The following is a 19,211-nucleotide window of genomic DNA, read 5'->3' as shown; positions in this document are numbered from 1 at the left end:
TAACAAATCCGTAAGACAGTGCGGGAAAGGGGGCTATTTTAACCGATGCGCTGCCCAAAAACTAATCACTTTTTTAAACAATGTCGTCCAGGCTGGTGGACAGGTGTGCAACCGCGCCCCATTGCTCAAGCGATAACACCCCTTTATCAAAGGTAAATCGATTGATGCTGGCGTTCTTGACCTGGAAATCGCGCGGGCCGTCGATCGACAGGCCCCGGGCGGCGCGGTAGGCGCATTCCAGCACGCCGCCGTGGGCGACGATCAGGATGGATTGTTGCGGATAGCGTTCGGCCCAGCGCGCGATGCCGTCCTGGCAACGCTGGAAGAACTGGCGGAAACTTTCCGCCACGCGGTCCCCGGCCGGCATCACGGCATCCACGTCCCTCGCCTGCCATTCCGCGAACTCCACGGGGTAGCGTTCGGCGATCTCTGTATATAAGAGGCCTTCGAAGACGCCGTATCCGCGTTCCCGAAGGCCGGGGTCGCTGCGCAGCGGCAGGTGGGGATGGTGTTCAGCCACCGCTTGCGCAGTTTGCAGGGCGCGCCCCAGGTCGCTGGAAATGATGGCCTCCAGCGGCTCGGCTGCCAGCGCACGCGCCAGGGCTTCAGCCTGGCGTTCGCCGGTAGGACTGAGGGGGATGTCGATGTGGCCTTGCAGGCGGCGCACGGCGTTCCACGCGGTTTCGCCGTGGCGGATCAGCAGGATTCTTGTCATTCAAATAGCGAGTAGCTGCCGATTACCTGCGCCTCGTCGAGGATATGGCCGTGGATTGCGTTCAGCACGTCCTGGCAGGTGAAGCGGCCTTCCAGCTCCAGGCGCGGAGTGTCCAGCGCGTACAGGCGGAAAACATAATGGTGGGTGCGCTCGTCGTTCCATGGAGGGCATGGGCCGTCGTACCCGTAATAGTCGCCGGCCATGTCCTTGTCGCTGGCGAACCAGCCGGTGTAGTCGTTGACGCCGTGGCGCAGGGGCGCTGGCAGGTCGGCCGGCTTGCCCTTGGGCGTGACTTCTTTCGAGAATTCGCCGGCGGCGATGCTGCTTCGCTTGGGTGGGATGTCGATCAGGGACCAGTGGTAGAAATCGGCGCGCGGCATCAATGCGGGCAGCGTATGGCCCTCCAGGTTGACGTAGGTGCCATCAGTGGGGGCGTCGCCGTCGATGCAAAGCAGGACCAGGGATTCGGTGCCTGGAGGGACGTCGGACCAGGCCAAATGGGGGTTTTTGTTGGACGACAGGCGCACTTTCGTCGCCTTGTCGCGCACTGCGAAAGCAAAATCGCCGGGGATGGCGGCGCCATCCTTGAAGGAATCGCTCCAGATTTTCATCTTTATCTCCCAGCTTGCTTTTAACCCGGTAAACCAGGGGCAGGTCTAAGGCTTTTAACTTTTGTCGAAGATCAAAGGCCCAGAACCAACACCCCCGGCAGCGGCACAGACGGGGTCAGACCCTTGGGTCTGACCCCGGTTTACCGGTTTTATGTTTTAGGATTCACCTGCAACCAGAATGTCACCGGCCCGTCATTAGTCAGCGACACCTTCATATCCGCCCCAAACACACCCGTGCCAACGACCGCGTGCCTGGAACGTGCCTGCTCCACAAAATACTCAAACAGCCGCTTCCCGTCCGCCGGTGCAGCCGCCGGGCTGAACGAAGGCCGGGTGCCGGAGTTGGTATCCGCCGCCAGCGTAAACTGCGGCACCAGCAGCAAGCCGCCCGCGACATCGGTCACCGACTTGTTCATTTTGCCGGCATCGTCAGAAAATACGCGATACGACAAAAGCTTGGCCAGCAACTGGTCCGCCTCCCTCTCCGTATCGCCCTTCTCCGCACACACCAGAACCATCAGCCCGCCATCGATGGCGCCGGTAGTCTCGCCATCGACAACAACCTTGGCAGACGAAACCCGCTGCAACAGCCCGATCATGCCGACAAGGTCACTTTAGCAAATTTGCGCTTGCCGACCTGCAGCACGAAGGTACCTGCCTCAATTTTCAGCGCCTTATCGCTGATCACCGTACCGTCGATACGCACGCCGCCCTGATCGATCATGCGCAGGCCTTCGCCGGTCGAAGCGCACAAGCCGGTCTGCTTCAGCAATTGGCCAATGCCAACCGGCGCGCCGGCCACGGCAACTTCCTGCACATCATCCGGAATGCCGCCCTTGGAGCGATTGACGAAGTCGACCAGCGCATCCTCCGCCGCCTGGCGCGAGTGGAAGCGCTCCACGATCTCCTGCGCCAGCGCCACCTTGGCATCGCGCGGATTGGCGCCGCCCTCGATCGCCTTCTTCAGGCCAGCGATTTCCTCGATCGACTTCCACGACAGCAGGTCGTAATAACGCCACATCATCACGTCCGAAATCGACATCACCTTGGCGAACATGGTGTTGGCCGGCTCGGTAATACCAATATAGTTGTTCTTGGACTTGGACATCTTCTCGACGCCATCCAGGCCTTCCAGCAGCGGCATGGTCAGGATGCACTGCTGCTCCTGGCCGTAATCCTTCTGCAGCTCGCGGCCAACCAGCAGGTTGAACTTCTGGTCGGTGCCGCCCAGCTCCAGGTCGGCCTTCAGCGCTACCGAGTCGTAACCCTGCATCAGCGGGTACAGGAACTCATGCACCGAAATCGGGGTGCCGTTCTTGAAGCGCTTGGAAAAGTCGTCGCGCTCCATCATGCGCGCCACGGTGTAGCGCGAGGACAATTGGATCATGCCGCGCGCGCCCAGCGGATCGCACCACTCCGAGTTGTAGCGGATTTCGGTCTTGGCCGCATCCAGCACCAGCGATGCCTGCTTGAAATAAGTCTGTGCATTCAGTTCGATCTGCTCGCGGGTCAGCGGCGGACGGGTGACGTTGCGGCCGGAAGGGTCGCCAATCATCGAAGTGAAGTCGCCGATCAGGAAGATCACCTGGTGGCCCAGGTTCTGCAGCTGACGCATCTTGTTCAGCACCACGGTGTGGCCCAGGTGCAAGTCAGGCGCGGTCGGGTCCAGGCCCAGCTTGATGCGCAGCGGCACGCCCGTCTTTTCCGAGCGCGCCAGCTTTTGAGCGAATTCGCTTTCGATGATGAGCTCGTCCACACCACGCTTGGTGATGGCGAGGGCTTCCTGGACGCTATCGGTCAGCGGCAGGATTTTGTTGTCTGTATCCATTTTTTGCGAAATTCTCTCAAATTGTTGGCGCGGCCCAGGACTTTGTTATAATGCCCGATCCCATCAATCTTGCCCGATGAAAACGAATTAAATCAACAACTTAGAACAAAATACCAAGAATCCTGAAAGTTCAAGCGGCAAATTTTAACTGATTGCATGAACCCTATAAACAAGTTCACAAGCTCCGGCTTGCACAATCTGCTAGGTTCGACGCGTAAGGCGCGGATCATCAGCGCATCGGCGATCTTCCTGGCCGTATGCGCTTTTGGTGCTGCTGGCGTGGCTCCGCTCGCCCCCGATCCAAGCGACCTGCCCGTGAAGACCGTTGCCCAGGAAATCCAGCTGCCGGACCTGAGCTCGCAGATTACCGCCCTGCAGAAGCAAGAAGCTACCCAGACTTACGTCCACGAAGAAAAGATCCGCGCCGGCGACACGCTCGCGACGCTGCTCAATCGCCTGGGCGTGGAAGACGACGCTGCAGAAACCTTCATCAAGAAAGACAAGACCGCGCGCGCCATCATGCAGCTGCGCAGCGGCAAGCGCGTGCAGGCGCAGACCGACGAAAACGGCAACCTGCTGTGGCTGAAGGCCACCGTTGTGGACGGCAAAGACAATCCCGTCAAGAATATTATGGTCACCCGTTCGGGCGACGCAGAGTTCACGGCTGAAGAGACCGCCGCGAAACTGGAACGCCGCGTTGAAATGCGCGCGCGCGAAATCACCACTTCCCTGTATGCCGCGACCGATTCGAGTTCCGACGGCAGCAGCTTGCCCGACACCGTCGTCGCGCAGATCATTGAAATGTTCTCCACCAACATCGACTTCCGTTCCGACCTGAAGCGCGGTGACCGTTTCAACGTGGTGTACGAAACCTTCTGGCAGGACGGCGAGTTCGTGCGCGCAGGCCGCATCCTGGCCGGCGAATTCACCAACAAGGGCACCACCTACCAAAGCGTGTGGTTTGAAGACCCGCTGACCAAATCGGGCGGCGGCTACTTCAGCTTCGACGGCAAATCGCTGAAGAAAGCCTTCCTGAAATCGCCGCTGGAGTTCTCGCGTATTTCCTCCGGTTTCGGCATGCGCTCGCACCCGATCTCCGGCAACTGGAAGCAGCACAAAGGCACCGACTTCGCCGCGGCAACCGGCACCCCGATCCGCGCAGCAGGTGACGGCGTGATCGACTTCGCCGGCGTGCAAGGCGGCTACGGCAACGTGGTCGTGATCAAGCACTGGGCCAACTACTCCACCGCCTACGCGCACATGAGCCGCTTCGGCGCCGGCATGAAAAAGGGTGCCAAGGTCAACCAGGGCGACATCATCGGCTACGTCGGCACCACCGGCTGGTCGACCGGCGCCCACCTGCACTACGAATTCCGCGTAGCAGGCGAAGCCAAGGACCCGAACAAGCTGAACATCACCGCGCAAGCCCCGCTGACAACCGCCGAACTGGCGCGCTTCAAATCGGTGGCCGGCGACATGATCCACCGCTTCGCCCTGCTCCGTTCGAACGACAAGACCAACACCCTGGCCGCCAAGTAATCCGGCGGCAAAGGAATAAAAGGCGCACAAAAGTGCGCCTTTTTTTTATTTGACTCAACTGCCTCCGAACTACAATAGGACCATGAGCTTATATATCGGAATGATGTCGGGTACCAGCCTGGACGGTGTAGATGGCGTCCTGGTGGACTTTTGGGCCGGTGCTGCGCGCACCATGTCCGCGGCGTACGTGGAGTTCCCGCAATCGCTGCGCGACGAGCTGATGGCGCTGCAAGCCGCCTCTCCTAACGAGATCGAGCGCGAAGCGCTGGCCGCGAACAAGCTGGCAGAACTCTATGCGGATTGCGTGGCCGAACTGCTGGCCAAGGCTGAAATGAAATCGGCTGACGTGCGCGCCGTGGGTGCACACGGGCAAACCATCCGCCACCGCCCCGAACTCGGCTTCACGCGCCAGATCATTAACGCCGCTCTGCTGGCCGAGCTGAGCGACATCGACGTGATAGCCGACTTCCGCTCGCGCGATGTCGCCGCTGGCGGCCAGGGTGCGCCGCTGGTGCCTGCCGGCCATAAAGCGCTGTTCGGCAAGGAAGGCAAGATGCGCGTGCTGGCCAATATCGGCGGCATTGCCAACATCTCCCTGCTGCATAAGGACGGTACGGTTGGCGGCTATGACACTGGTCCCGGCAACGTGCTGATGAATGCCTGGATCGCGCGCCACAAAGGCGTGGAATTCGACGACAACGGCGCCTGGGCCGCCACCGGCAAGGAAATACCCGGCCTGCTGGCCGCGCTGCTGGCCGAGCCCTACTTCGCCCTGCCCGCGCCGAAAAGCACCGGCCGCGACCTGTTCCACGCCGACTGGCTGGACACCCGCTTGGCGCCCTTCGCCGATGGCAAGCCGGAAGACGTGATGTTCACCCTGCTGCGCCTGACTGCAGTCAGCCTGGCACGCGAAATCGCCACGCACGGCGCGGATGCGCTCTACGTTTGCGGCGGCGGCGCCTACAACGCCACGCTGATGCGCGAACTGCAAGCAGAGTTAGGGGAAGCGACCGAAGTACAGTCAACCGATGCGCTGGGCGTGCCACCCAACCGTGTAGAAGCGATGGTCTTCGCCTGGCTGGCCCACCGCTTCGACGAGCGCCAATGCGGCAACCTGCCATCGGTCACCGGTGCCCGCGGCGAACGCATTCTCGGCGCCCTCCACCCGCGTTAACAGACGAGCCCGTGTCCCACCATGGGGTCACACCCCATTTGAGACACGGGCTCGACAATTCAACAGCAGAGAGCGTGTCTCATTTCGGGTGTGACCCCATGGTGGGACACGGGCTGAGCCGTGGTGGATTGCTTAGACGGAGAAGGAGGAGCCGCAACCGCAGGTCGATGTTGCGGATGGGTTCTTGATCACGAATTGCGCGCCTTCCAGGTCGTCCTTGTAGTCGATCTCGGCGCCGACCAGGTACTGGTAGCTCATCGAGTCGATCAACAGCTGGACGCCGTTCTTCACCATGGTGGTGTCGTCTTCGTTGACGATTTCGTCAAAGGTGAAACCGTATTGGAAGCCGGAGCAACCGCCACCCTGCACGAATACGCGCAGCTTCAGGTCAGGATTGCCTTCCTCTTCGATCAGTTGCGCTACTTTCTCGGCCGCGGCGTCGGTGAAAACGATCGGCGCCGGGATCACGTCTTCGGCTACTGCAGTCATGTGTTACTCCCACTTAAAATCAGTTGTCCCATTATAGTCCATGCCGGACTTGGCCGCTTTAGAGGCTGCGCACTGTCGTTGTCTCATCGGCTACGATTTTGCCCTTTTCCGACAGGCTGACCTTGACTGCCACCACTTTCACGCCTTCCGGCAGCTCCAGCGTGCCGTCAACGCGCTGGTAACGGTCCACTTTCAGGTCGTAGCGCTCGGCGCCGTCCTTCGGGTATTCGAGCACCGCTTTCTTGCCATCCTGGATGACGGCGACCGACAGTTTGAGCCGGCCGGAGAAGGCGGATGGGCCCTTCTTCTTCGCACCATATTGGAGCAAAACCGTGTAATGCAAGAGCTTTGGCGCCGCCATGCGGGCTTGCATGCCGCGGATGAGCAGGCCGGAACCGGCCTTCGCTGGCGGCAGCGCTTCCTCCAGCAGGGCCAGGTCGGCATGCAATTTTGCCAGTTCGGCATCGGAAGCGGCCGGTGCGGGCGCTGCCATGGGAGCTGCCTTCAGCTTCTCGGCCAACTCATCACGCTCAGCCGATACACGGGCCAGCTCCAGCTCGACCGCAGCAAGTTGTTTGGCAACCGTGGGCCCGGATTCGCCTTTCGATACGCCAACCACGCGCTTGCCCAGGTCGACGCCCCACACCGCCAGCGCGCCGCCGGCGACCAGGACCGCAGCCAGGCCCAGCACGCGTACCAGCATTGGCACGCGCGCCTGCTCCATGCGGGCTTCCACTTAAGGCATCAGGGCGATGGTTTGCAGGCCCATGCCTTCGTCCAGGCCGAACATCAGGTTCATGCACTGCACGGCCTGGCCGGATGCGCCCTTGACCAGGTTGTCCTGCACCACTAGCACGATCAGGGTGTCGCCATTGTTCGGGCGATGCAGCGCCAGGCGCAGCATATTGGCGCCGCGGGTGCTGCGGGTTTCCGGATGCGAACCCCATGGCATCACATCCACGAAGGGCTGGTCGGCATAGGCGTCTTCGAACAGCTGTTGCAGTTCTTCGTTGCTGATTTCCTTGGTCAGGCGCGCGTACAGGGTCGAGTGCATGCCGCGGATCATCGGGGTCAGGTGCGGGGTGAAGATCAGGTTGACCTTCTCGCTGGTGAAGCGCTGCAGCTGGGCCGCGGTTTCCGGGGTGTGGCGGTGGCCGCTCACGCCGTAGGCCTTGAAGTTGTCCGACGATTCGGAGAACAGGGTGCCGATTTCCGCCTTGCGGCCGGCGCCGGACACGCCGGATTTGCAGTCGGCGATCAGGTGGCCGGCGTCGATCAGGCCGGCCTTCAGCAGCGGTACGAAGCCCAGCTGCATGGTAGTCGGGTAGCAGCCTGGGTTGGCGATCAGCTTGGCTTTCTTGATGTCTTCGCGGTTCAGCTCAGGCAGGCCGTACACGGCTTGCTCCAGCAGTTCCGGCGCGGTGTGGTCGATCTTGTAGGTTTTTTCGAACACGGCGCGGTCCTTGATGCGGAAGTCCGCTGCCAGGTCGATTACTTTCACGCCCTTGGCCAGCAGCTCCGGCGCCTGCGCCATGGCCACGCCGTGCGGGGTGGCGAAGAACACCACGTCGCACTGGGTCAGGTCGACCTTGTCCGGCGCGGAGAAGGCGATAGTCACGCGGCCGCGCAGGGAAGGATACATCTCAGCCACCGGCAAGCCGTCCTCTTTGCGCGAAGTGATCGCGGCCAGTTCGACTTCAGGGTGCCCGGCCAACAGTCGCAGCAGTTCCACGCCCGTGTAACCCGTGCCGCCGACGATGCCTACTTTGATCATGATCTCTTCCTTGCGAGGTAAATATTGGTGAGGGGGTCATTTTATCAAACCCGGATATAGCGGGTTTACAAAACAAAAAAGCCGCTGGAACCCAGCGGCTTTTTGTACGAGAGCGTAAAGATTAACGCTTCGAGAATTGCTTTGCGCGACGTGCTTTGCGCAGACCAACTTTTTTACGTTCAACTTCACGTGCATCGCGAGTGACGAAGCCGGCACGTGCCAGGTCGCCCTTCAGGCCTGCATCGTAGTCGATCAGAGCGCGGGTGATGCCGTGACGCACAGCACCTGCCTGGCCGGACTCGCCGCCGCCGTGCACGTTGACTTTGATGTCGAAACGTTCAACGTTGCCGGTCAGTTCCAGCGGCTGACGGATCACCATCAGGCCGGTTTCACGGGAGAAGTACTCAGCTGCTGGCTTGCCGTTCACGATGATCTGGCCGGTGCCAGCTTTGATGAACACGCGAGCAACTGCACTCTTGCGACGGCCGGTGCCGTAGTTGTAGTTACCGATCATGTCAGTTCCTTAGAATTCGAGTGCTTTAGGTTGCTGGGCAGCGTGTGGGTGGGAACCCTCAGCGTACACTTTCAGCTTCTTGATCATGGCGTAGCCCAGAGGACCCTTCGGCAGCATGCCTTTCACTGCCTTTTCCAGGGCGCGGCCTGGGAAGCGCTGTTGCATCTTCAGGAAGTTGGTCTCGTAGATGCCGCCTGGGTAACCGGAGTGACGGTAGTAGGTCTTCTCGGTTGCTTTGGTACCGGTCACGCGCAGCTTGCCTGCGTTCACGACAACGATGAAGTCGCCGGTGTCAACGTGAGGGGTGAATTCTGGCTTATGCTTGCCGCGCAGTCGGCGTGCCACTTCGCTGGCAACACGGCCGAGGACTTTGTCCGTCGCGTCAATCACGAACCAATCGCGCTGGACTTCATGGCCCTTAGCGGAAAAAGTTTTCATGTTTGAACTTTCTGTGAAAGATAAAAAACGCTCTATCGGTGGTTCCGCCCCTGTGCTTCAGCGGACGCATCCTTCTTGTTTAATTTTCCCGAGCGAAAAGGAAAGCTGGCGATTATAGCCCGGCCAGCCCCGCCGGGTCAACCCCGCCCTGTACCGGGTTGCCGTTGCTAAGCAGATATTGCCGAGCTACTATGGAACCCCAGAATCACAAGAGGAGACGGCCATGCGATCGCTCATGCTGGCCACGTTGTTAGCGTTTTCATGGGTGCCTGCCCAGGCTCTGGCCCAACCCGGCAAGGATTGCCACCTGCCCGGCACCGAAGAGTCCCTGCGCTGCCTGAGATTGGCGGTGCCACTCGACCACCACGCCCCCGGCGCCACCCTCAGCCTGCACGTTGCCGTCGCCCCCGCCCTGCGCGAATCGGCGCGGCGCGATCCGCTGTTCCTGCTGGCCGGCGGCCCGGGCGAGGCAGGTTCCGACCTGGTGCCCTTGCTGAACACCACTTTCCGCAAGGTGCGCGCCACGCGCGACATCGTGCTGATCGACCAGCGCGGCACCGGATTATCCGGCAAGCTCGATTGCAAACCGGGCAAGAATGCCGAAACTGCCACGGAAGACGAATTGCTGGCCGAGACCCGCGCCTGCATCAAGGGCTTGAACAAGCGCTTCAACCTTTATACGACCGAGCAGGCGGCGCGCGACATCGAAGCGGTGCGCGGCGCCCTCGGTTACGGCCGCATCAATGTCTGGGGCGGCTCCTACGGCAGCCGCCTGGCCCAGGCCTATGCCCGCTTGTATCCCGGCAGCGTGCGCACCCTGGTGCTGGACGGCGTGGCGGCGCCCGACCAGGTGGTGCCGGCCGGCGCGCACGATGCGCAGGCGGCGCTCGACGCCCTGTTCAAGCAATGTGCCAGTGATACCGTCTGCGCCGCCGCCTTCCCCAGCCTGCGCGCCGAGTTCGAGGCGCTGGCGGCGCGCCTGGCCAGGGCGCCGCAATCGCTCTCGCTGCCCGATCCGCGTACGGCGGAACCCACCAAGGTCGAAATGACCAGCATGCGCTTCATCGGCACGGTGCATAACATCCTGTATTCGCAGGCGGACAGCCGGCGCCTGCCTTTCCTGATTCACAGCGCCTACCAGGACCGCTGGCAGCCCTTCATCGCGCGCAGCAATGTGTCGCGCGATTTCTCTTCCGAGGGCGGGCCGGCCATGCCGCTGCACCTGGCGGTGGTCTGCGCCGAGGACTTCCCGCGCCTGACGCCGCAATTGCTGGAAGAGGATACAAAAGGCTCGTTCCTCGGCGCGCCGCAAATCATGCGCATCGGGACAATGTGCGAAACCATCGCCGTGCCGGCCGTGCCTTACAAGGAGCCGACGGTAATCCAGGCGCCGGTGCTGCTGATGTCCGGCGCACTCGACCCGGTCACGCCGCCGCGCCGCGCCGAAGCGGCGCGCAAGTACATGAAGAATGCCCAGCACCTGATCGTGAAGAATGGCGGGCACATCGTCTCGCCGCTCGGGTGCATGCCGCGCCTGCTGCGCGGATTCCTCGACCAGCCCGGCGTCCCGGTGAAGGCGGAATGCCTCAACGAGATCCCGGCGCCGACTTTCCAGCTCAATAGCGCAGGGCCACAGCCATGATCGAAGTCCATAACCTCTGCAAGCGCTTCGGCAAGGTGCAGGCGCTGGCCGGCGCCAGCTTCACCGCGCGCGACGGCATCATCACCGCCCTGCTCGGACCGAACGGCGCCGGCAAGACCACCTTGTTGCGCACCCTGGTCGGCCTGCTGCAGCGCGACCACGGCACCATCTCCATCGACGGCGTCGATCCTGCCATCGATCCGATGGCAGTACGGCGCAACGTCGGCGTGCTGACCGACCAGTTCGGCCTGTACGAACGCCTGACCACACGCGAATACCTGCGCTACTTCGGCGAGTTGAACGACATGGTTGATGCCGACATCGAACAGCGCACGAAGGAAGTCACCGAGCTGCTGTCACTGGAAGACATCATCGACCGCCGCGCAAAAGGCTTCTCGCAAGGCCAGCGCATCAAGGTCGCCCTGGCGCGCACCCTGCTGCACCGGCCGCGCCACCTGCTGCTCGACGAGCCAAGCCGGGGCCTGGACGTGATGAGCACGCGCGCCCTGCGCCGCGCGCTGGCCGCGCTGAAGGCGGACGGCTGCTGCGTGATCATGGCGACCCACGTGATGCAGGAAGTGATCCATTCCTGCGACGACGTGATCGTGATCGCCAACGGCACCACGGTCACCCAAGGCACGCCGCAGCAGTTGTGCGAACAGGCGGGCTTGCCAAGCCTGGAAGATGCTTTCGTGCGCCTGGTCGGCACCGAGGAAGGGATCGAGCTATGAGGATGAAATTCCCCATCGTGCTGCGCAAGGAACTGGTGGAGACCTTGCGCGACCGCCGCGCCCTCAGCCTGCTGCTGCTGTTCGTGCTGATGTATCCGATCCTGGTCGGCTTCATGCTGCAACGGCAAATCGACCGCGCCACCAAGCCGGAGCGCGAAGGCGTGGAACTGGCGGTGATCGGCAGCGAACAGGCGCCAACCCTGATGAACCAACTACGCCAGCGCAACGTCAACATCACCGAGCTTGAAGCCATGGGCGAAGAAGATATCAACGCCCTGCTGCGCAAACAGACCGTGACGGCCGTGCTGCGCCTGACACCGGAATTCGCCGAGAACTACCACGCCATGCGCCCGGCGCGGGTCGAGCTGTGGTTCGACTCCGCCTCCGACAGTTCGCGCAAGATCGATGAAGTGGAATACGTGCTGCGCGATTACAGCCGCAATATCGCCAGCGCGCGCTTGCTGGCGCATGGCGTGTCGCCGGTCAACCTGAACCCGGTGCTGGTGCAGCGCTATGATGCCGGCACCAGCGCTTCGCGTTCGGCCAACACCATCAGCACCATGCTGGGCATCTTCTTCATCCCGGCCTTCATGTTCTGCATGAGCACCGCAGTCGACAGCACGGCTGGCGAGCGCGAACGACGCTCGCTGGAGGTGCTGATGGCGCAGCCCCTGCGGCCGGCCGACCTGATCGTCGGCAAATGGCTGGCGGCTTCGCTGCTGTCGATTGTCGGCATCACGCTGGAGCTGGCGATCGCGCATGGCATCCTGAAATGGCTGCCGCTGGAGGAAATCGGCCTATCCTGGCGCCTGGGCTGGCGCGACCTGGCCATGGTGTGCCTGGCCTCCGCCACCCTGTCCCTGTTCGCCGCGGCGCTGGAAATCGCCCTGGCCATCAACGCCCGCTCCTTCAAGGAAGCCCAGACCCTGGTCAGCTTCACCATGATCGTGCCGCTGGTGCCGGTGATCCTGGTGCCGATGATGAACCTGACCAATAGCTGGTGGATGTACATGGTGCCCGTGCTGTCCAACCAAACCCTGCTGCGCGAGCTGGCCAAGGGCGGCAGCATCGGCATGCTGCCCTTCCTGCAAACCTTCTTCAGCAGCCTGCTGCTGGCCATGCTGTGCGTCTGGTATACCGAGCGGCGCATGAAGAGCGAGAAATACATGATGACCGTATAATGCCCGGACGCATTTAACGGAGAGTTCACATGGAAGTTAAAGTTAGCTGGAATGGCCCGTCGGGCATGAGTTTCCGCGCCCAGACCGGTTCTGGCCACATGGTCGCCATGGACGGCGCCCCGGAAGGCGGCGGCCATAACCTGGCCCCGCGTCCGATGGAAATGGTGTTGCTGGGTACCGGCGGCTGCACAGCCTATGATGTGGTGCTGATCCTGAAGAAGGGCCGTGCCGACGTACGCGGTTGCGAAGTCGTACTGCAAGCCGAACGCGCCGAGACCGAGCCCAAGGTCTTCACCAAGATTAACTTCCACTTCGTCGTCACCGGCAAGGACCTGAAGCCGGAAGTGGTCGACCGCGCCATCACCCTGTCCCACGACAAGTACTGCTCCGCCAGCATCATGCTGGCCAAGACGGCGCAGATCACCCACAGCTTCGACATTATCGAAGCCTGATCAAGGTCTCGGCAAAACCCTGCCCGAACATGCGGGCGGTCTTGATGTCCCCCGCAGGGAATTCATGCGCCGCCGTGCCATGCCCGGCCTGCGCCATCAGGCCGGACCATGACCCCAGGCGATTGGCAGCTTCATCGTAAGGGACGCCTGAATGCTGCTCCGGCAGGATGGGATTGCCGGCCCAGATCATCCCGTGCTGCATGCAGAAGGTGAACATCGACACCAGCGTGGATTGCTTGTCCCCCGCAGGCAGCGACGATACCGTGAAGCCGCCCGCCAGCTTGCCTTTCAGCTGCTGCGAGCGCCACATCTTGCCGGTGGCATCCATGAAGGTCTTGAACACGCCCGACACGCCGCCAAGATAGGTCGGCGAGCCAAGCAGCATGCCATCGTACTGCAGGAGCGCATCCGGCGCCCCTGCCAGCTCCGATGCCTTGAGCACATGCACCTCCATTCCTGGCACGCCGGCTGCGCCTTGCGCGATATGCGAGGCGATATGCTCCGTGTGGCCGTGGGCGCTGTGGTAGATCACTGCGAGTTTCTTCATTGCGCGATTCCTTTTATGAGTAAGGCGGAAAGATAAAGTCCAAGTCCGAAGACGGTGTGGTTGGCGACGCTGCGCAAGCAGTTCTTCAGCGGCGCCGGCGTCTTGCTGGACGCGATGCCCAGGCCCATCGAAGGCTGCATCACGAACAGCGGCGCTCCGACGGTGGCGATGCCGACTGCCAGTGCCGGACCGATGCTCGGCGCATGCAGCCAGCCCTGGCCCGCCACCGCTACCAAGGCACCGGCAAACGCCACGCCCGTCGCGTAATGCACCATCCACCCCAGCGCGCGCTCGCCACTGACGGCCGGCGCTGCCGCAATCGAGTCATGTGCGAAGCGGCCCTGCGCCAGGTGCCCGGCCCAACGGCCGATGAAGGCCATGTTCATGGTCTTCACGCCCATGCGCTTGAGCAGGACCAGCCACACGTCGAACACGATGGTGGCGCCAATGCCGATGATGATGATTTCCATTGCAATCTCCGTGGTTGATGTGCACACTGTAGAAGTTGAAGTCAACTTCAAGTCAAGGGATTTTTGATGGATATCGCCGAAGTCGCGCAGCGCTCGGGCATGGCCGCCTCCACGCTGCGCTATTACGAGAAAAAAGGCCTGATCAAGCCGGTTGGCCGCAACGGCTTGCGGCGCACCTATGCGCCGGGCGTGCTCGACACGCTGGCCATCATTTCGCTGGGCCAATCAGCCGGCCTGTCGCTGGACGAAATCGGCTCCATGTTCACGCCAGACGGCGGCACGTCCATCGACCGCGCCTTCCTGCTGGCCAAGGCGGAACAGATCGAGGCCCTGGCCAAGCGCCTCAAGGCGATGAGCGAAGGGCTGCGCCACGCGGCGGCCTGCCCTGCTCCGAGCCATGCCGAGTGCCCAAAATTCCAGCGCCTGCTGAAGGCTGCCGCTTCCGGTGCCATTGAACGCAGCCTGCGAATGTGAGAAAGTACGCATTTTGGACAGCGTCCCTGCTGCTATCCTCTTGGGTTTATCCAAAATAACTCAACGGGGAATAACAATGAAGATTCGTAACTGGGTGATTGCGCTTGCGCTGGTGCCGGTATTTGCCATGGCCGACATGACTGCAGAGCAGCGCAAGGCGGAATTCGACAAGCTGGATTGGCACACCGGCCCGCGCGCCGAAGCCATCGCCGGCAAGGCCACCCTGAAAACGCCAAGCGATAAAGTGCAATTCCTGGACGACAAGAACTCGCGTCGCTTCCTGGAGCTGACCGGCAACCTGCCGGAAGACGGCAACTACACCATCCTGGACAGCGAAGGCGGCTGGTGGGCCACCTTCACCTTCGACCAGAGCGGCTACGTCAAGGAAGGCGACAAGATCGATGCCGACGCGTTGCTGAAAACCCTGAAGGAAAGCGACGAGCCAGCCAACCAAGAACGCAAGCGTCTCGGCCTGGGCGCCCTGTACACCGAAGGCTGGTACGTTCCGCCGCACTACGACGAAAAGACCAAGCAACTGGAATGGGGCCTGAAGCTGCGCTCGGATCACGGCGTTTCGCTGAACTACACCATCCGCCTGCTGGGCCGCAGCGGCGTGATGAGCGCGACCCTGGTGTCCTCGCCTGAAACGCTGGACGCCGACGTGGCGAGCTTCCGCAAAGTGCTGACCGGCTTCGATTACAACGACGGTGAAAAGTACTCCGAGTTCAAGCCGGGCGACCACGTTGCCGAATTCGGCCTGGCCGCCCTGGTGACCGGCGGCGCCGCTGTCATCGCGACCAAGAAAGGCTTCTGGGCTGCCGCGGCCCTGTTCCTGGCCAAGATGTGGAAGCTGGTTGCAGTCGGTGGCGTGGCAGCCATCGCTGGCCTGAAGTCGCTGTTCAAGAAGAAAGAAACCAGCAATTGATTGCCTTCCACGCCGAAATCCTGCTGGTAGCGGCCATGGCTGGCTTGTACCTGTACGACTCGGCGCGGCTGCTGCATTCGAATGAAGGCGTGCTGGCGGCTACCCTGGGTAGCCGCTGGTCGCTGCATTTCGGCGCCGAGCACTACACCTTGCGCGGCAAGGAACCGTTCCTGCCCAATCCCCTGCTGCCGCACCGCCCGGCGTTCCGGCTGCGCTGGAAACAGCAGATGGTCGCCGCGGCACCGGCCTCGCAGCGCTGGACGCCGCCTTCGTTCGACCCCTACAAAGTGCTGGCGCCGTTTATCTGGCTGATGGCGCTGTCCCTGTTCGGCCTTATCCCAGCCGGCCTGTTCTCCCGCTACGGCAACGTGGCAATCGCCGCCGGCATCCTGCTGTTCTACGCAGCCGCGCTGCTCGCACTGGCCTACGTCTGGTTCAAACGCGGCGCCTTGCAGCTGACTGGCCGCCAGGTCGGCGCGCTGGCCTTCGAATCGCTGACCTGTCCCCCGTTCGCCCTGAACCTGGTGCGCCACATCAGCTGGCGCAACGCGCCTTCCGAAGAACTGGACTCCGCCAGCCGCCGCCTGCTGCGCAAGGACGACTGGACGGCCACCCTGCCGACCGTGATCAAACGCATCGACAACGCCATCGCCTGGGAAAACGAAGGCACCCCACGCGCCCTGGCACTGGGCGAATACCACGCGGCGCTCAGCCGCGAATTCACGTCAAATACTTGACGCGGAACCTTCCGCGCTCCTTCCTGTCCAAGCTCAAAGCCTCCCGCCACAAACTGCGGCAGAGTCTAACTTCTGCTAACGGAGGTAATATGGACTACGAGCCACGTATCGTTAAGCTAGAGACTGAAATGGAGCATCAAAAGGAAGCCATTGCCTTGCTACGCGGGGATATCAACAGGCTCGACGGCAAAGTCGAGTCTCTGCGCAGCGGGATGCTGACGTTAACTCGTTGGGTTGCAGGGTTATCGATCACCAATGTAACCGTGATCATAGCCCTTGCGCTGAAGGCGACCGGGGTCTTTTAAATGTAATAGGTGGTCGAAGTCATGACCTTCGACATGGCTTTCATCGCTAGCTGGATAGGCAGCGGCGTCTTCTCGGCGCCCATGTCTTCGGCCGCCTTGCCATGCGCGATTTCATCGACGCGCATTTGTTCTACGATGGCGCGGGACTTGGCGTCCTGCGGCGGCAAGCGGTCCAGATGGCTGGCCAGGTGGGCTTCAACCTGGCGCTCGGTCTCCACCACGAAGCCCAGGCTTTGCTTATCGCCCGCCAGCGCGGCAGCCGTGCCCAACGCATAGGCGCCGGCATAGAACAAGGGATTCAGGAAGCTCGGTTGCGAGCCCAGTTCCGACAAGCGCTGCGCGCACCACGCCAGATGATCTTCCTCTTCGCGGCTGGCTTTGTCGAAGGCGGCGCGCGCCTCATCGCTCTTGGCAAAACGGGACTGCGAGTTGTACAGCGCCTGCGCCATCACCTCGCCCACATGATTCACCCGCATCAAGCCCGCGCTGTGGCGGTGCTCCTGCTCCGTCATCGCCGCATCCGCCGCATGCACCGCCGGATTCGGGCGCGAGGCCGAATGCACGCCAGCCAGCACGCGCAATGCCTTGTCGGCGCCAGTGATGAAACGGTCGAGGGGATTGTGGTAGCGGTTCATGATGGTTCGTCCAGCTTGTTCGGAAAACCACATTATATGCCCGGTGCTACGGATACTTCACTACCATGCATTGAAGTGACCTAGCATCCTTTTTCGATGACCACGACACCGCAATACATCAACAGCTTTTTCAAGCTTAGTCCACCAAGCGCCATGATGAAGTCTCCAGCACGCGGTGCATTTACGGTATTGCCCACGTTGTCATCGTATCCACGCAGGAATGACAAGCAGCATCATCACAAATATCGCCACGCAGACAGCCACGCCAGTCGCGGTGACCAGAACAGCACCGCCCAGCCGGCCAATCGAAATATACGGATTATTGTCACGCCGGTAGGCAAGAAACGCCGCGCCGGCACCAGCATTCAACGCAAGCAAAACAAATACCAAACGCACTTCAGAAACCGGGAAAAACACATCCCACAGCAACGTCCACCCCACCATCACCGAAGCCCCTTAGGTGCGACCTGCTTCTTCCCGCAGAATGCGCTGCTTCTCCAGCCAATCAGCCACCGGCCCGCGGGCGTCGATCTTGGAGATGTCCTTTGCCACGCCCAGGTTCAGGCCCAGCAGGAAGGGAATCGAATCGACCGGCACTTCCGGCAGGTAGTCCGCCATGGCCCGCATGAAGCGCGGCGAGTCCAGCACCTCCACCACCTTGCCGCCACTCAGGAACTGCAGGATGCTGGTCATGCTATGCCCGCCGCCAATCGAGCGGTAGACGAAGCGGTTGAAGGCCTTGTCCAGCGCCTTGAAGTCCAGCTGCTCCTTGGTCATCAGGCTGGCCAGGTAATACAGGCCGATCGCGGTGCGGAAAAAGCCGGTGGACTCGCTGGCCGTCAGCCCGCAACGGGTCACGGTCAGGATTTTCTCCTGCACTGCCGCGTCAAGTTTTGGGTGGTGTGCTTGCATGGCTAGGGACTATATAGCAATTTTGTCCAGATTTGTTCCTTGCGCGGGGGTATCAACCTTGTTACCCTTGAAACTTTAGTGCTAAACCAAGGCCGGAAGCGCACTTTTCGTTCCCCGGAAAGTGCAATCTGGGGCGCAGATTGCGCGGGCCATCGCATACGGGCAACCGATATGTCGCGCATTCAATACAATGCCATCATGTGAAAAGGGTTAGCGGAGCCACCATGCAATTGCGCATCAAGAATTTATCGAAGACCTATGCCAATGGGGTCGTCGCGCTCGACAATGTGTCGCTGACCATCCCTTCCGGCATGTTCGGCTTGCTGGGTCCGAATGGCGCCGGCAAGTCGACCCTGATGCGTACCCTGGCCACTTTGCAGGAATGCGATTCCGGCTCGGTGTTCTTCGGTGACCTCGATGTGCTCGATGAAAAGGATGAAATCCGCCGCCTGCTCGGCTACCTGCCGCAGGATTTTGGCGTCTACCCGAAAGTGACGGCCTATGAAATGCTCGACCATTTCGCGATCCTGAAAGGCTTGTCCAATCGTTCCCGCCGCCGTGAAGTGGTCGATGGCCTGCTGCAGCAAACCAACCTGTTCGAAGTGCGCAACCAGCGCCTGGGCGGCTTTTCCGGCGGCATGCGCCAGCGCTTCGGCATCGCGCAGGCCCTGCTGGGCGACCCGAAACTGATCATCGTCGACGAACCGACTGCCGGCCTGGACCCGCAGGAGCGCGTGCGCTTCCACAACCTCTTGTCCGATATCGGCGAAGACCGCACCGTGATCCTGTCGACCCACATCGTGTCCGACGTGGCCGACCTGTGCGCCAATATGGCCATCATCAACAAAGGCAAGCTGATGGTGGCAGGCGCCACCCAGCAATTGATCGATGACGTGAGCTGCAAGATCTGGGCGCGTTTCATCGACAAGAAGGAGCTGTCCTATTTCCAGCAGCGCCATGCCGTGATCTCGACCCGCCTGATGTCCGGCCGCACCCTGATCCACGTCTACAACGACGACGACCCGGGCGACGGCTTCGAGGAAGCGCTGGGCGACCTGGAAGACCTGTATTTCGCGACCATCCTCGGCCGCCACGACGTCAGCAAAGCCTGCGACTGA

Annotated in this window: 25 protein-coding genes; 11 read left to right on the top strand and 14 right to left on the bottom strand. The window is 61.6% G+C overall.

Annotated features, from left to right (window positions below):
* Positions 1–73 precede the first annotated feature (73 nt).
* The 4 genes from ACN9MZ_RS06420 to tyrS form a co-directional block, all read right to left on the bottom strand.
* Complete coding sequence (locus ACN9MZ_RS06420) at positions 74–715, bottom strand: histidine phosphatase family protein (RefSeq protein WP_426341391.1); 642 nt, start codon at positions 713–715, stop codon at positions 74–76.
* Positions 712–1,326: a YbhB/YbcL family Raf kinase inhibitor-like protein gene (locus ACN9MZ_RS06415; RefSeq protein ID WP_426341390.1), complete on the bottom strand. Its 615-nt coding sequence runs from the start codon at positions 1,324–1,326 to the stop codon at positions 712–714. Before ACN9MZ_RS06415 ends, ACN9MZ_RS06420 begins: the two co-directional genes overlap by 4 nt.
* Before the next feature lie 149 nt (positions 1,327–1,475).
* The gene (gene dtd / locus ACN9MZ_RS06410; RefSeq protein WP_426341389.1) at positions 1,476–1,925 is read right to left on the bottom strand and encodes a D-aminoacyl-tRNA deacylase; all 450 of its coding nucleotides are present in this window, start codon (positions 1,923–1,925) and stop codon (positions 1,476–1,478) included.
* Complete coding sequence (gene tyrS, locus ACN9MZ_RS06405; protein ID WP_426341388.1) at positions 1,922–3,154, bottom strand: tyrosine--tRNA ligase; 1,233 nt, start codon at positions 3,152–3,154, stop codon at positions 1,922–1,924. Before tyrS ends, dtd begins: the two co-directional genes overlap by 4 nt.
* A 156-nt stretch (positions 3,155–3,310) precedes the next feature.
* On the opposite strand from tyrS, the gene ACN9MZ_RS06400 reads away from it, so the two are divergent.
* Positions 3,311–4,693, top strand: a complete 1,383-nt coding sequence (locus ACN9MZ_RS06400) for a M23 family metallopeptidase (RefSeq protein WP_426341387.1) — start codon at positions 3,311–3,313, stop codon at positions 4,691–4,693.
* Between the two features lie 82 nt (positions 4,694–4,775).
* The gene (locus ACN9MZ_RS06395; RefSeq protein ID WP_426341386.1) at positions 4,776–5,867 is read left to right on the top strand and encodes an anhydro-N-acetylmuramic acid kinase; all 1,092 of its coding nucleotides are present in this window, start codon (positions 4,776–4,778) and stop codon (positions 5,865–5,867) included.
* 132 nt (positions 5,868–5,999) lie between these two features.
* On the opposite strand, the gene erpA is transcribed toward ACN9MZ_RS06395, so the two are convergent.
* The 5 genes from erpA to rplM all read right to left on the bottom strand — a co-directional run bounded on the left by erpA (position 6,000) and on the right by rplM (position 9,082).
* The gene (gene erpA / locus ACN9MZ_RS06390) at positions 6,000–6,356 is read right to left on the bottom strand and encodes an iron-sulfur cluster insertion protein ErpA (RefSeq protein ID WP_028102302.1); all 357 of its coding nucleotides are present in this window, start codon (positions 6,354–6,356) and stop codon (positions 6,000–6,002) included.
* A gap of 58 nt (positions 6,357–6,414) precedes the next feature.
* Complete coding sequence (locus tag ACN9MZ_RS06385) at positions 6,415–7,092, bottom strand: DUF6776 family protein (protein WP_426341385.1); 678 nt, start codon at positions 7,090–7,092, stop codon at positions 6,415–6,417.
* Positions 7,093–8,130: an N-acetyl-gamma-glutamyl-phosphate reductase gene (gene argC, locus ACN9MZ_RS06380; RefSeq protein ID WP_426341384.1), complete on the bottom strand. Its 1,038-nt coding sequence runs from the start codon at positions 8,128–8,130 to the stop codon at positions 7,093–7,095. It abuts the gene before it with no gap.
* 121 nt (positions 8,131–8,251) lie between these two features.
* Entirely contained in the window at positions 8,252–8,644 is a 393-nt protein-coding gene (gene rpsI, locus ACN9MZ_RS06375) for a 30S ribosomal protein S9 (RefSeq protein WP_028102305.1), read from the bottom strand.
* 9 nt (positions 8,645–8,653) lie between these two features.
* Positions 8,654–9,082: a 50S ribosomal protein L13 gene (gene rplM / locus ACN9MZ_RS06370; RefSeq protein ID WP_028102306.1), complete on the bottom strand. Its 429-nt coding sequence runs from the start codon at positions 9,080–9,082 to the stop codon at positions 8,654–8,656.
* Positions 9,083–9,305: 223 nt separating this feature from the next.
* On the opposite strand from rplM, the gene ACN9MZ_RS06365 reads away from it, so the two are divergent.
* From ACN9MZ_RS06365 to ACN9MZ_RS06350, 4 genes are read left to right on the top strand one after another with little or no spacing between them, the layout of a single operon-like run.
* On the top strand, positions 9,306–10,724 hold the full coding sequence (locus ACN9MZ_RS06365; RefSeq protein WP_426341383.1) for an alpha/beta hydrolase: 1,419 nt from the start codon (positions 9,306–9,308) through the stop codon (positions 10,722–10,724).
* Complete coding sequence (locus ACN9MZ_RS06360; RefSeq protein WP_426341382.1) at positions 10,721–11,455, top strand: ATP-binding cassette domain-containing protein; 735 nt, start codon at positions 10,721–10,723, stop codon at positions 11,453–11,455. Before ACN9MZ_RS06365 ends, ACN9MZ_RS06360 begins: the two co-directional genes overlap by 4 nt.
* Positions 11,456–11,457: 2 nt before the next feature.
* Positions 11,458–12,636 carry an ABC transporter permease gene (locus ACN9MZ_RS06355; RefSeq protein ID WP_426321267.1) on the top strand — a complete coding sequence of 393 codons (1,179 nt, stop codon included), beginning with the start codon at positions 11,458–11,460 and terminating at the stop codon, positions 12,634–12,636.
* A 29-nt stretch (positions 12,637–12,665) separates the two neighbouring features.
* Entirely contained in the window at positions 12,666–13,088 is a 423-nt protein-coding gene (locus ACN9MZ_RS06350; RefSeq protein WP_426341381.1) for an OsmC family protein, read from the top strand.
* Here ACN9MZ_RS06350 and ACN9MZ_RS06345 read toward each other — a convergent pair.
* Together ACN9MZ_RS06345 and ACN9MZ_RS06340 are read right to left on the bottom strand one after the other, a co-directional pair.
* The gene (locus tag ACN9MZ_RS06345) at positions 13,075–13,635 is read right to left on the bottom strand and encodes a flavodoxin family protein (RefSeq protein WP_426341380.1); all 561 of its coding nucleotides are present in this window, start codon (positions 13,633–13,635) and stop codon (positions 13,075–13,077) included. The genes ACN9MZ_RS06350 and ACN9MZ_RS06345 overlap by 14 nt on opposite strands.
* Positions 13,632–14,105, bottom strand: coding sequence for a DUF2938 domain-containing protein (locus tag ACN9MZ_RS06340; RefSeq protein ID WP_426341379.1), 474 nt, complete (start codon positions 14,103–14,105; stop codon positions 13,632–13,634). The genes ACN9MZ_RS06345 and ACN9MZ_RS06340 overlap by 4 nt, the downstream gene beginning before the upstream one ends.
* Before the next feature lie 66 nt (positions 14,106–14,171).
* On the opposite strand from ACN9MZ_RS06340, the gene ACN9MZ_RS06335 reads away from it, so the two are divergent.
* From ACN9MZ_RS06335 to ACN9MZ_RS06320, 4 genes are all read left to right on the top strand, one after another.
* Positions 14,172–14,579 carry a helix-turn-helix domain-containing protein gene (locus tag ACN9MZ_RS06335; RefSeq protein ID WP_426341378.1) on the top strand — a complete coding sequence of 136 codons (408 nt, stop codon included), beginning with the start codon at positions 14,172–14,174 and terminating at the stop codon, positions 14,577–14,579.
* Between the two features lie 76 nt (positions 14,580–14,655).
* Positions 14,656–15,504 (top strand): DUF2167 domain-containing protein, encoded by an 849-nt coding sequence (locus ACN9MZ_RS06330; RefSeq protein ID WP_426341377.1) that lies wholly within the window; start codon positions 14,656–14,658, stop codon positions 15,502–15,504.
* Entirely contained in the window at positions 15,501–16,241 is a 741-nt protein-coding gene (locus ACN9MZ_RS06325) for a hypothetical protein (RefSeq protein ID WP_426341376.1), read from the top strand. Before ACN9MZ_RS06330 ends, ACN9MZ_RS06325 begins: the two co-directional genes overlap by 4 nt.
* 89 nt (positions 16,242–16,330) lie before the next feature.
* Complete coding sequence (locus tag ACN9MZ_RS06320) at positions 16,331–16,546, top strand: hypothetical protein (protein WP_426341375.1); 216 nt, start codon at positions 16,331–16,333, stop codon at positions 16,544–16,546.
* Here ACN9MZ_RS06320 and coq7 read toward each other — a convergent pair.
* From coq7 to ACN9MZ_RS06305, 3 genes are all read right to left on the bottom strand, one after another.
* Positions 16,543–17,181, bottom strand: coding sequence for a 2-polyprenyl-3-methyl-6-methoxy-1,4-benzoquinone monooxygenase (gene coq7 / locus ACN9MZ_RS06315; protein ID WP_426341374.1), 639 nt, complete (start codon positions 17,179–17,181; stop codon positions 16,543–16,545). The two genes, ACN9MZ_RS06320 and coq7, sit on opposite strands and share 4 nt — an antisense overlap.
* A 201-nt stretch (positions 17,182–17,382) precedes the next feature.
* The gene (locus ACN9MZ_RS06310; RefSeq protein ID WP_426341373.1) at positions 17,383–17,625 is read right to left on the bottom strand and encodes a hypothetical protein; all 243 of its coding nucleotides are present in this window, start codon (positions 17,623–17,625) and stop codon (positions 17,383–17,385) included.
* 12 nt (positions 17,626–17,637) lie between these two features.
* On the bottom strand, positions 17,638–18,093 hold the full coding sequence (locus ACN9MZ_RS06305; protein WP_426341372.1) for a hypothetical protein: 456 nt from the start codon (positions 18,091–18,093) through the stop codon (positions 17,638–17,640).
* 224 nt (positions 18,094–18,317) lie between these two features.
* Here ACN9MZ_RS06305 and ACN9MZ_RS06300 point away from each other — a divergent pair, with 224 nt between their 5' ends.
* Positions 18,318–19,211: an ABC transporter ATP-binding protein gene (locus tag ACN9MZ_RS06300; RefSeq protein ID WP_426168785.1), complete on the top strand. Its 894-nt coding sequence runs from the start codon at positions 18,318–18,320 to the stop codon at positions 19,209–19,211.

Origin of the sequence: Pseudoduganella sp. S-14, from assembly GCF_049913285.1 — a bacterium.
In the GTDB taxonomy this organism is placed as follows: Bacteria; Pseudomonadota; Gammaproteobacteria; order Burkholderiales; family Burkholderiaceae_D; genus Rugamonas.
This window is presented reverse-complemented; position numbering and strand designations above follow the sequence as displayed.

Bases quoted from the DNA above. Each gene is read 5' to 3' on its own strand.
- ACN9MZ_RS06350 (WP_426341381.1), top strand. From the start codon at position 12,666: ATGGAAGTTAAAGTTAGCTGGAATGGCCCGTCGGGCATGAGTTTCCGC.
- ACN9MZ_RS06395 (WP_426341386.1), top strand. From the start codon at position 4,776: ATGAGCTTATATATCGGAATGATGTCGGGTACCAGCCTGGACGGTGTA.
- ACN9MZ_RS06300 (WP_426168785.1), top strand. From the start codon at position 18,318: ATGCAATTGCGCATCAAGAATTTATCGAAGACCTATGCCAATGGGGTC.
- rplM (WP_028102306.1), bottom strand. From the start codon at position 9,082: ATGAAAACTTTTTCCGCTAAGGGCCATGAAGTCCAGCGCGATTGGTTC.
- coq7 (WP_426341374.1), bottom strand. From the start codon at position 17,181: ATGAACCGCTACCACAATCCCCTCGACCGTTTCATCACTGGCGCCGAC.
- argC (WP_426341384.1), bottom strand. From the start codon at position 8,130: ATGATCAAAGTAGGCATCGTCGGCGGCACGGGTTACACGGGCGTGGAA.
- dtd (WP_426341389.1), bottom strand. From the start codon at position 1,925: ATGATCGGGCTGTTGCAGCGGGTTTCGTCTGCCAAGGTTGTTGTCGAT.
- rpsI (WP_028102305.1), bottom strand. From the start codon at position 8,644: ATGATCGGTAACTACAACTACGGCACCGGCCGTCGCAAGAGTGCAGTT.
- ACN9MZ_RS06305 (WP_426341372.1), bottom strand. From the start codon at position 18,093: ATGCAAGCACACCACCCAAAACTTGACGCGGCAGTGCAGGAGAAAATC.
- ACN9MZ_RS06320 (WP_426341375.1), top strand. From the start codon at position 16,331: ATGGACTACGAGCCACGTATCGTTAAGCTAGAGACTGAAATGGAGCAT.
- ACN9MZ_RS06420 (WP_426341391.1), bottom strand. From the start codon at position 715: ATGACAAGAATCCTGCTGATCCGCCACGGCGAAACCGCGTGGAACGCC.
- ACN9MZ_RS06400 (WP_426341387.1), top strand. From the start codon at position 3,311: ATGAACCCTATAAACAAGTTCACAAGCTCCGGCTTGCACAATCTGCTA.
- ACN9MZ_RS06355 (WP_426321267.1), top strand. From the start codon at position 11,458: ATGAAATTCCCCATCGTGCTGCGCAAGGAACTGGTGGAGACCTTGCGC.
- ACN9MZ_RS06360 (WP_426341382.1), top strand. From the start codon at position 10,721: ATGATCGAAGTCCATAACCTCTGCAAGCGCTTCGGCAAGGTGCAGGCG.
- ACN9MZ_RS06365 (WP_426341383.1), top strand. From the start codon at position 9,306: ATGCGATCGCTCATGCTGGCCACGTTGTTAGCGTTTTCATGGGTGCCT.
- erpA (WP_028102302.1), bottom strand. From the start codon at position 6,356: ATGACTGCAGTAGCCGAAGACGTGATCCCGGCGCCGATCGTTTTCACC.
- ACN9MZ_RS06335 (WP_426341378.1), top strand. From the start codon at position 14,172: ATGGATATCGCCGAAGTCGCGCAGCGCTCGGGCATGGCCGCCTCCACG.
- ACN9MZ_RS06415 (WP_426341390.1), bottom strand. From the start codon at position 1,326: ATGAAAATCTGGAGCGATTCCTTCAAGGATGGCGCCGCCATCCCCGGC.
- ACN9MZ_RS06310 (WP_426341373.1), bottom strand. From the start codon at position 17,625: ATGGTGGGGTGGACGTTGCTGTGGGATGTGTTTTTCCCGGTTTCTGAA.
- ACN9MZ_RS06330 (WP_426341377.1), top strand. From the start codon at position 14,656: ATGAAGATTCGTAACTGGGTGATTGCGCTTGCGCTGGTGCCGGTATTT.
- ACN9MZ_RS06345 (WP_426341380.1), bottom strand. From the start codon at position 13,635: ATGAAGAAACTCGCAGTGATCTACCACAGCGCCCACGGCCACACGGAG.
- ACN9MZ_RS06340 (WP_426341379.1), bottom strand. From the start codon at position 14,105: ATGGAAATCATCATCATCGGCATTGGCGCCACCATCGTGTTCGACGTG.
- tyrS (WP_426341388.1), bottom strand. From the start codon at position 3,154: ATGGATACAGACAACAAAATCCTGCCGCTGACCGATAGCGTCCAGGAA.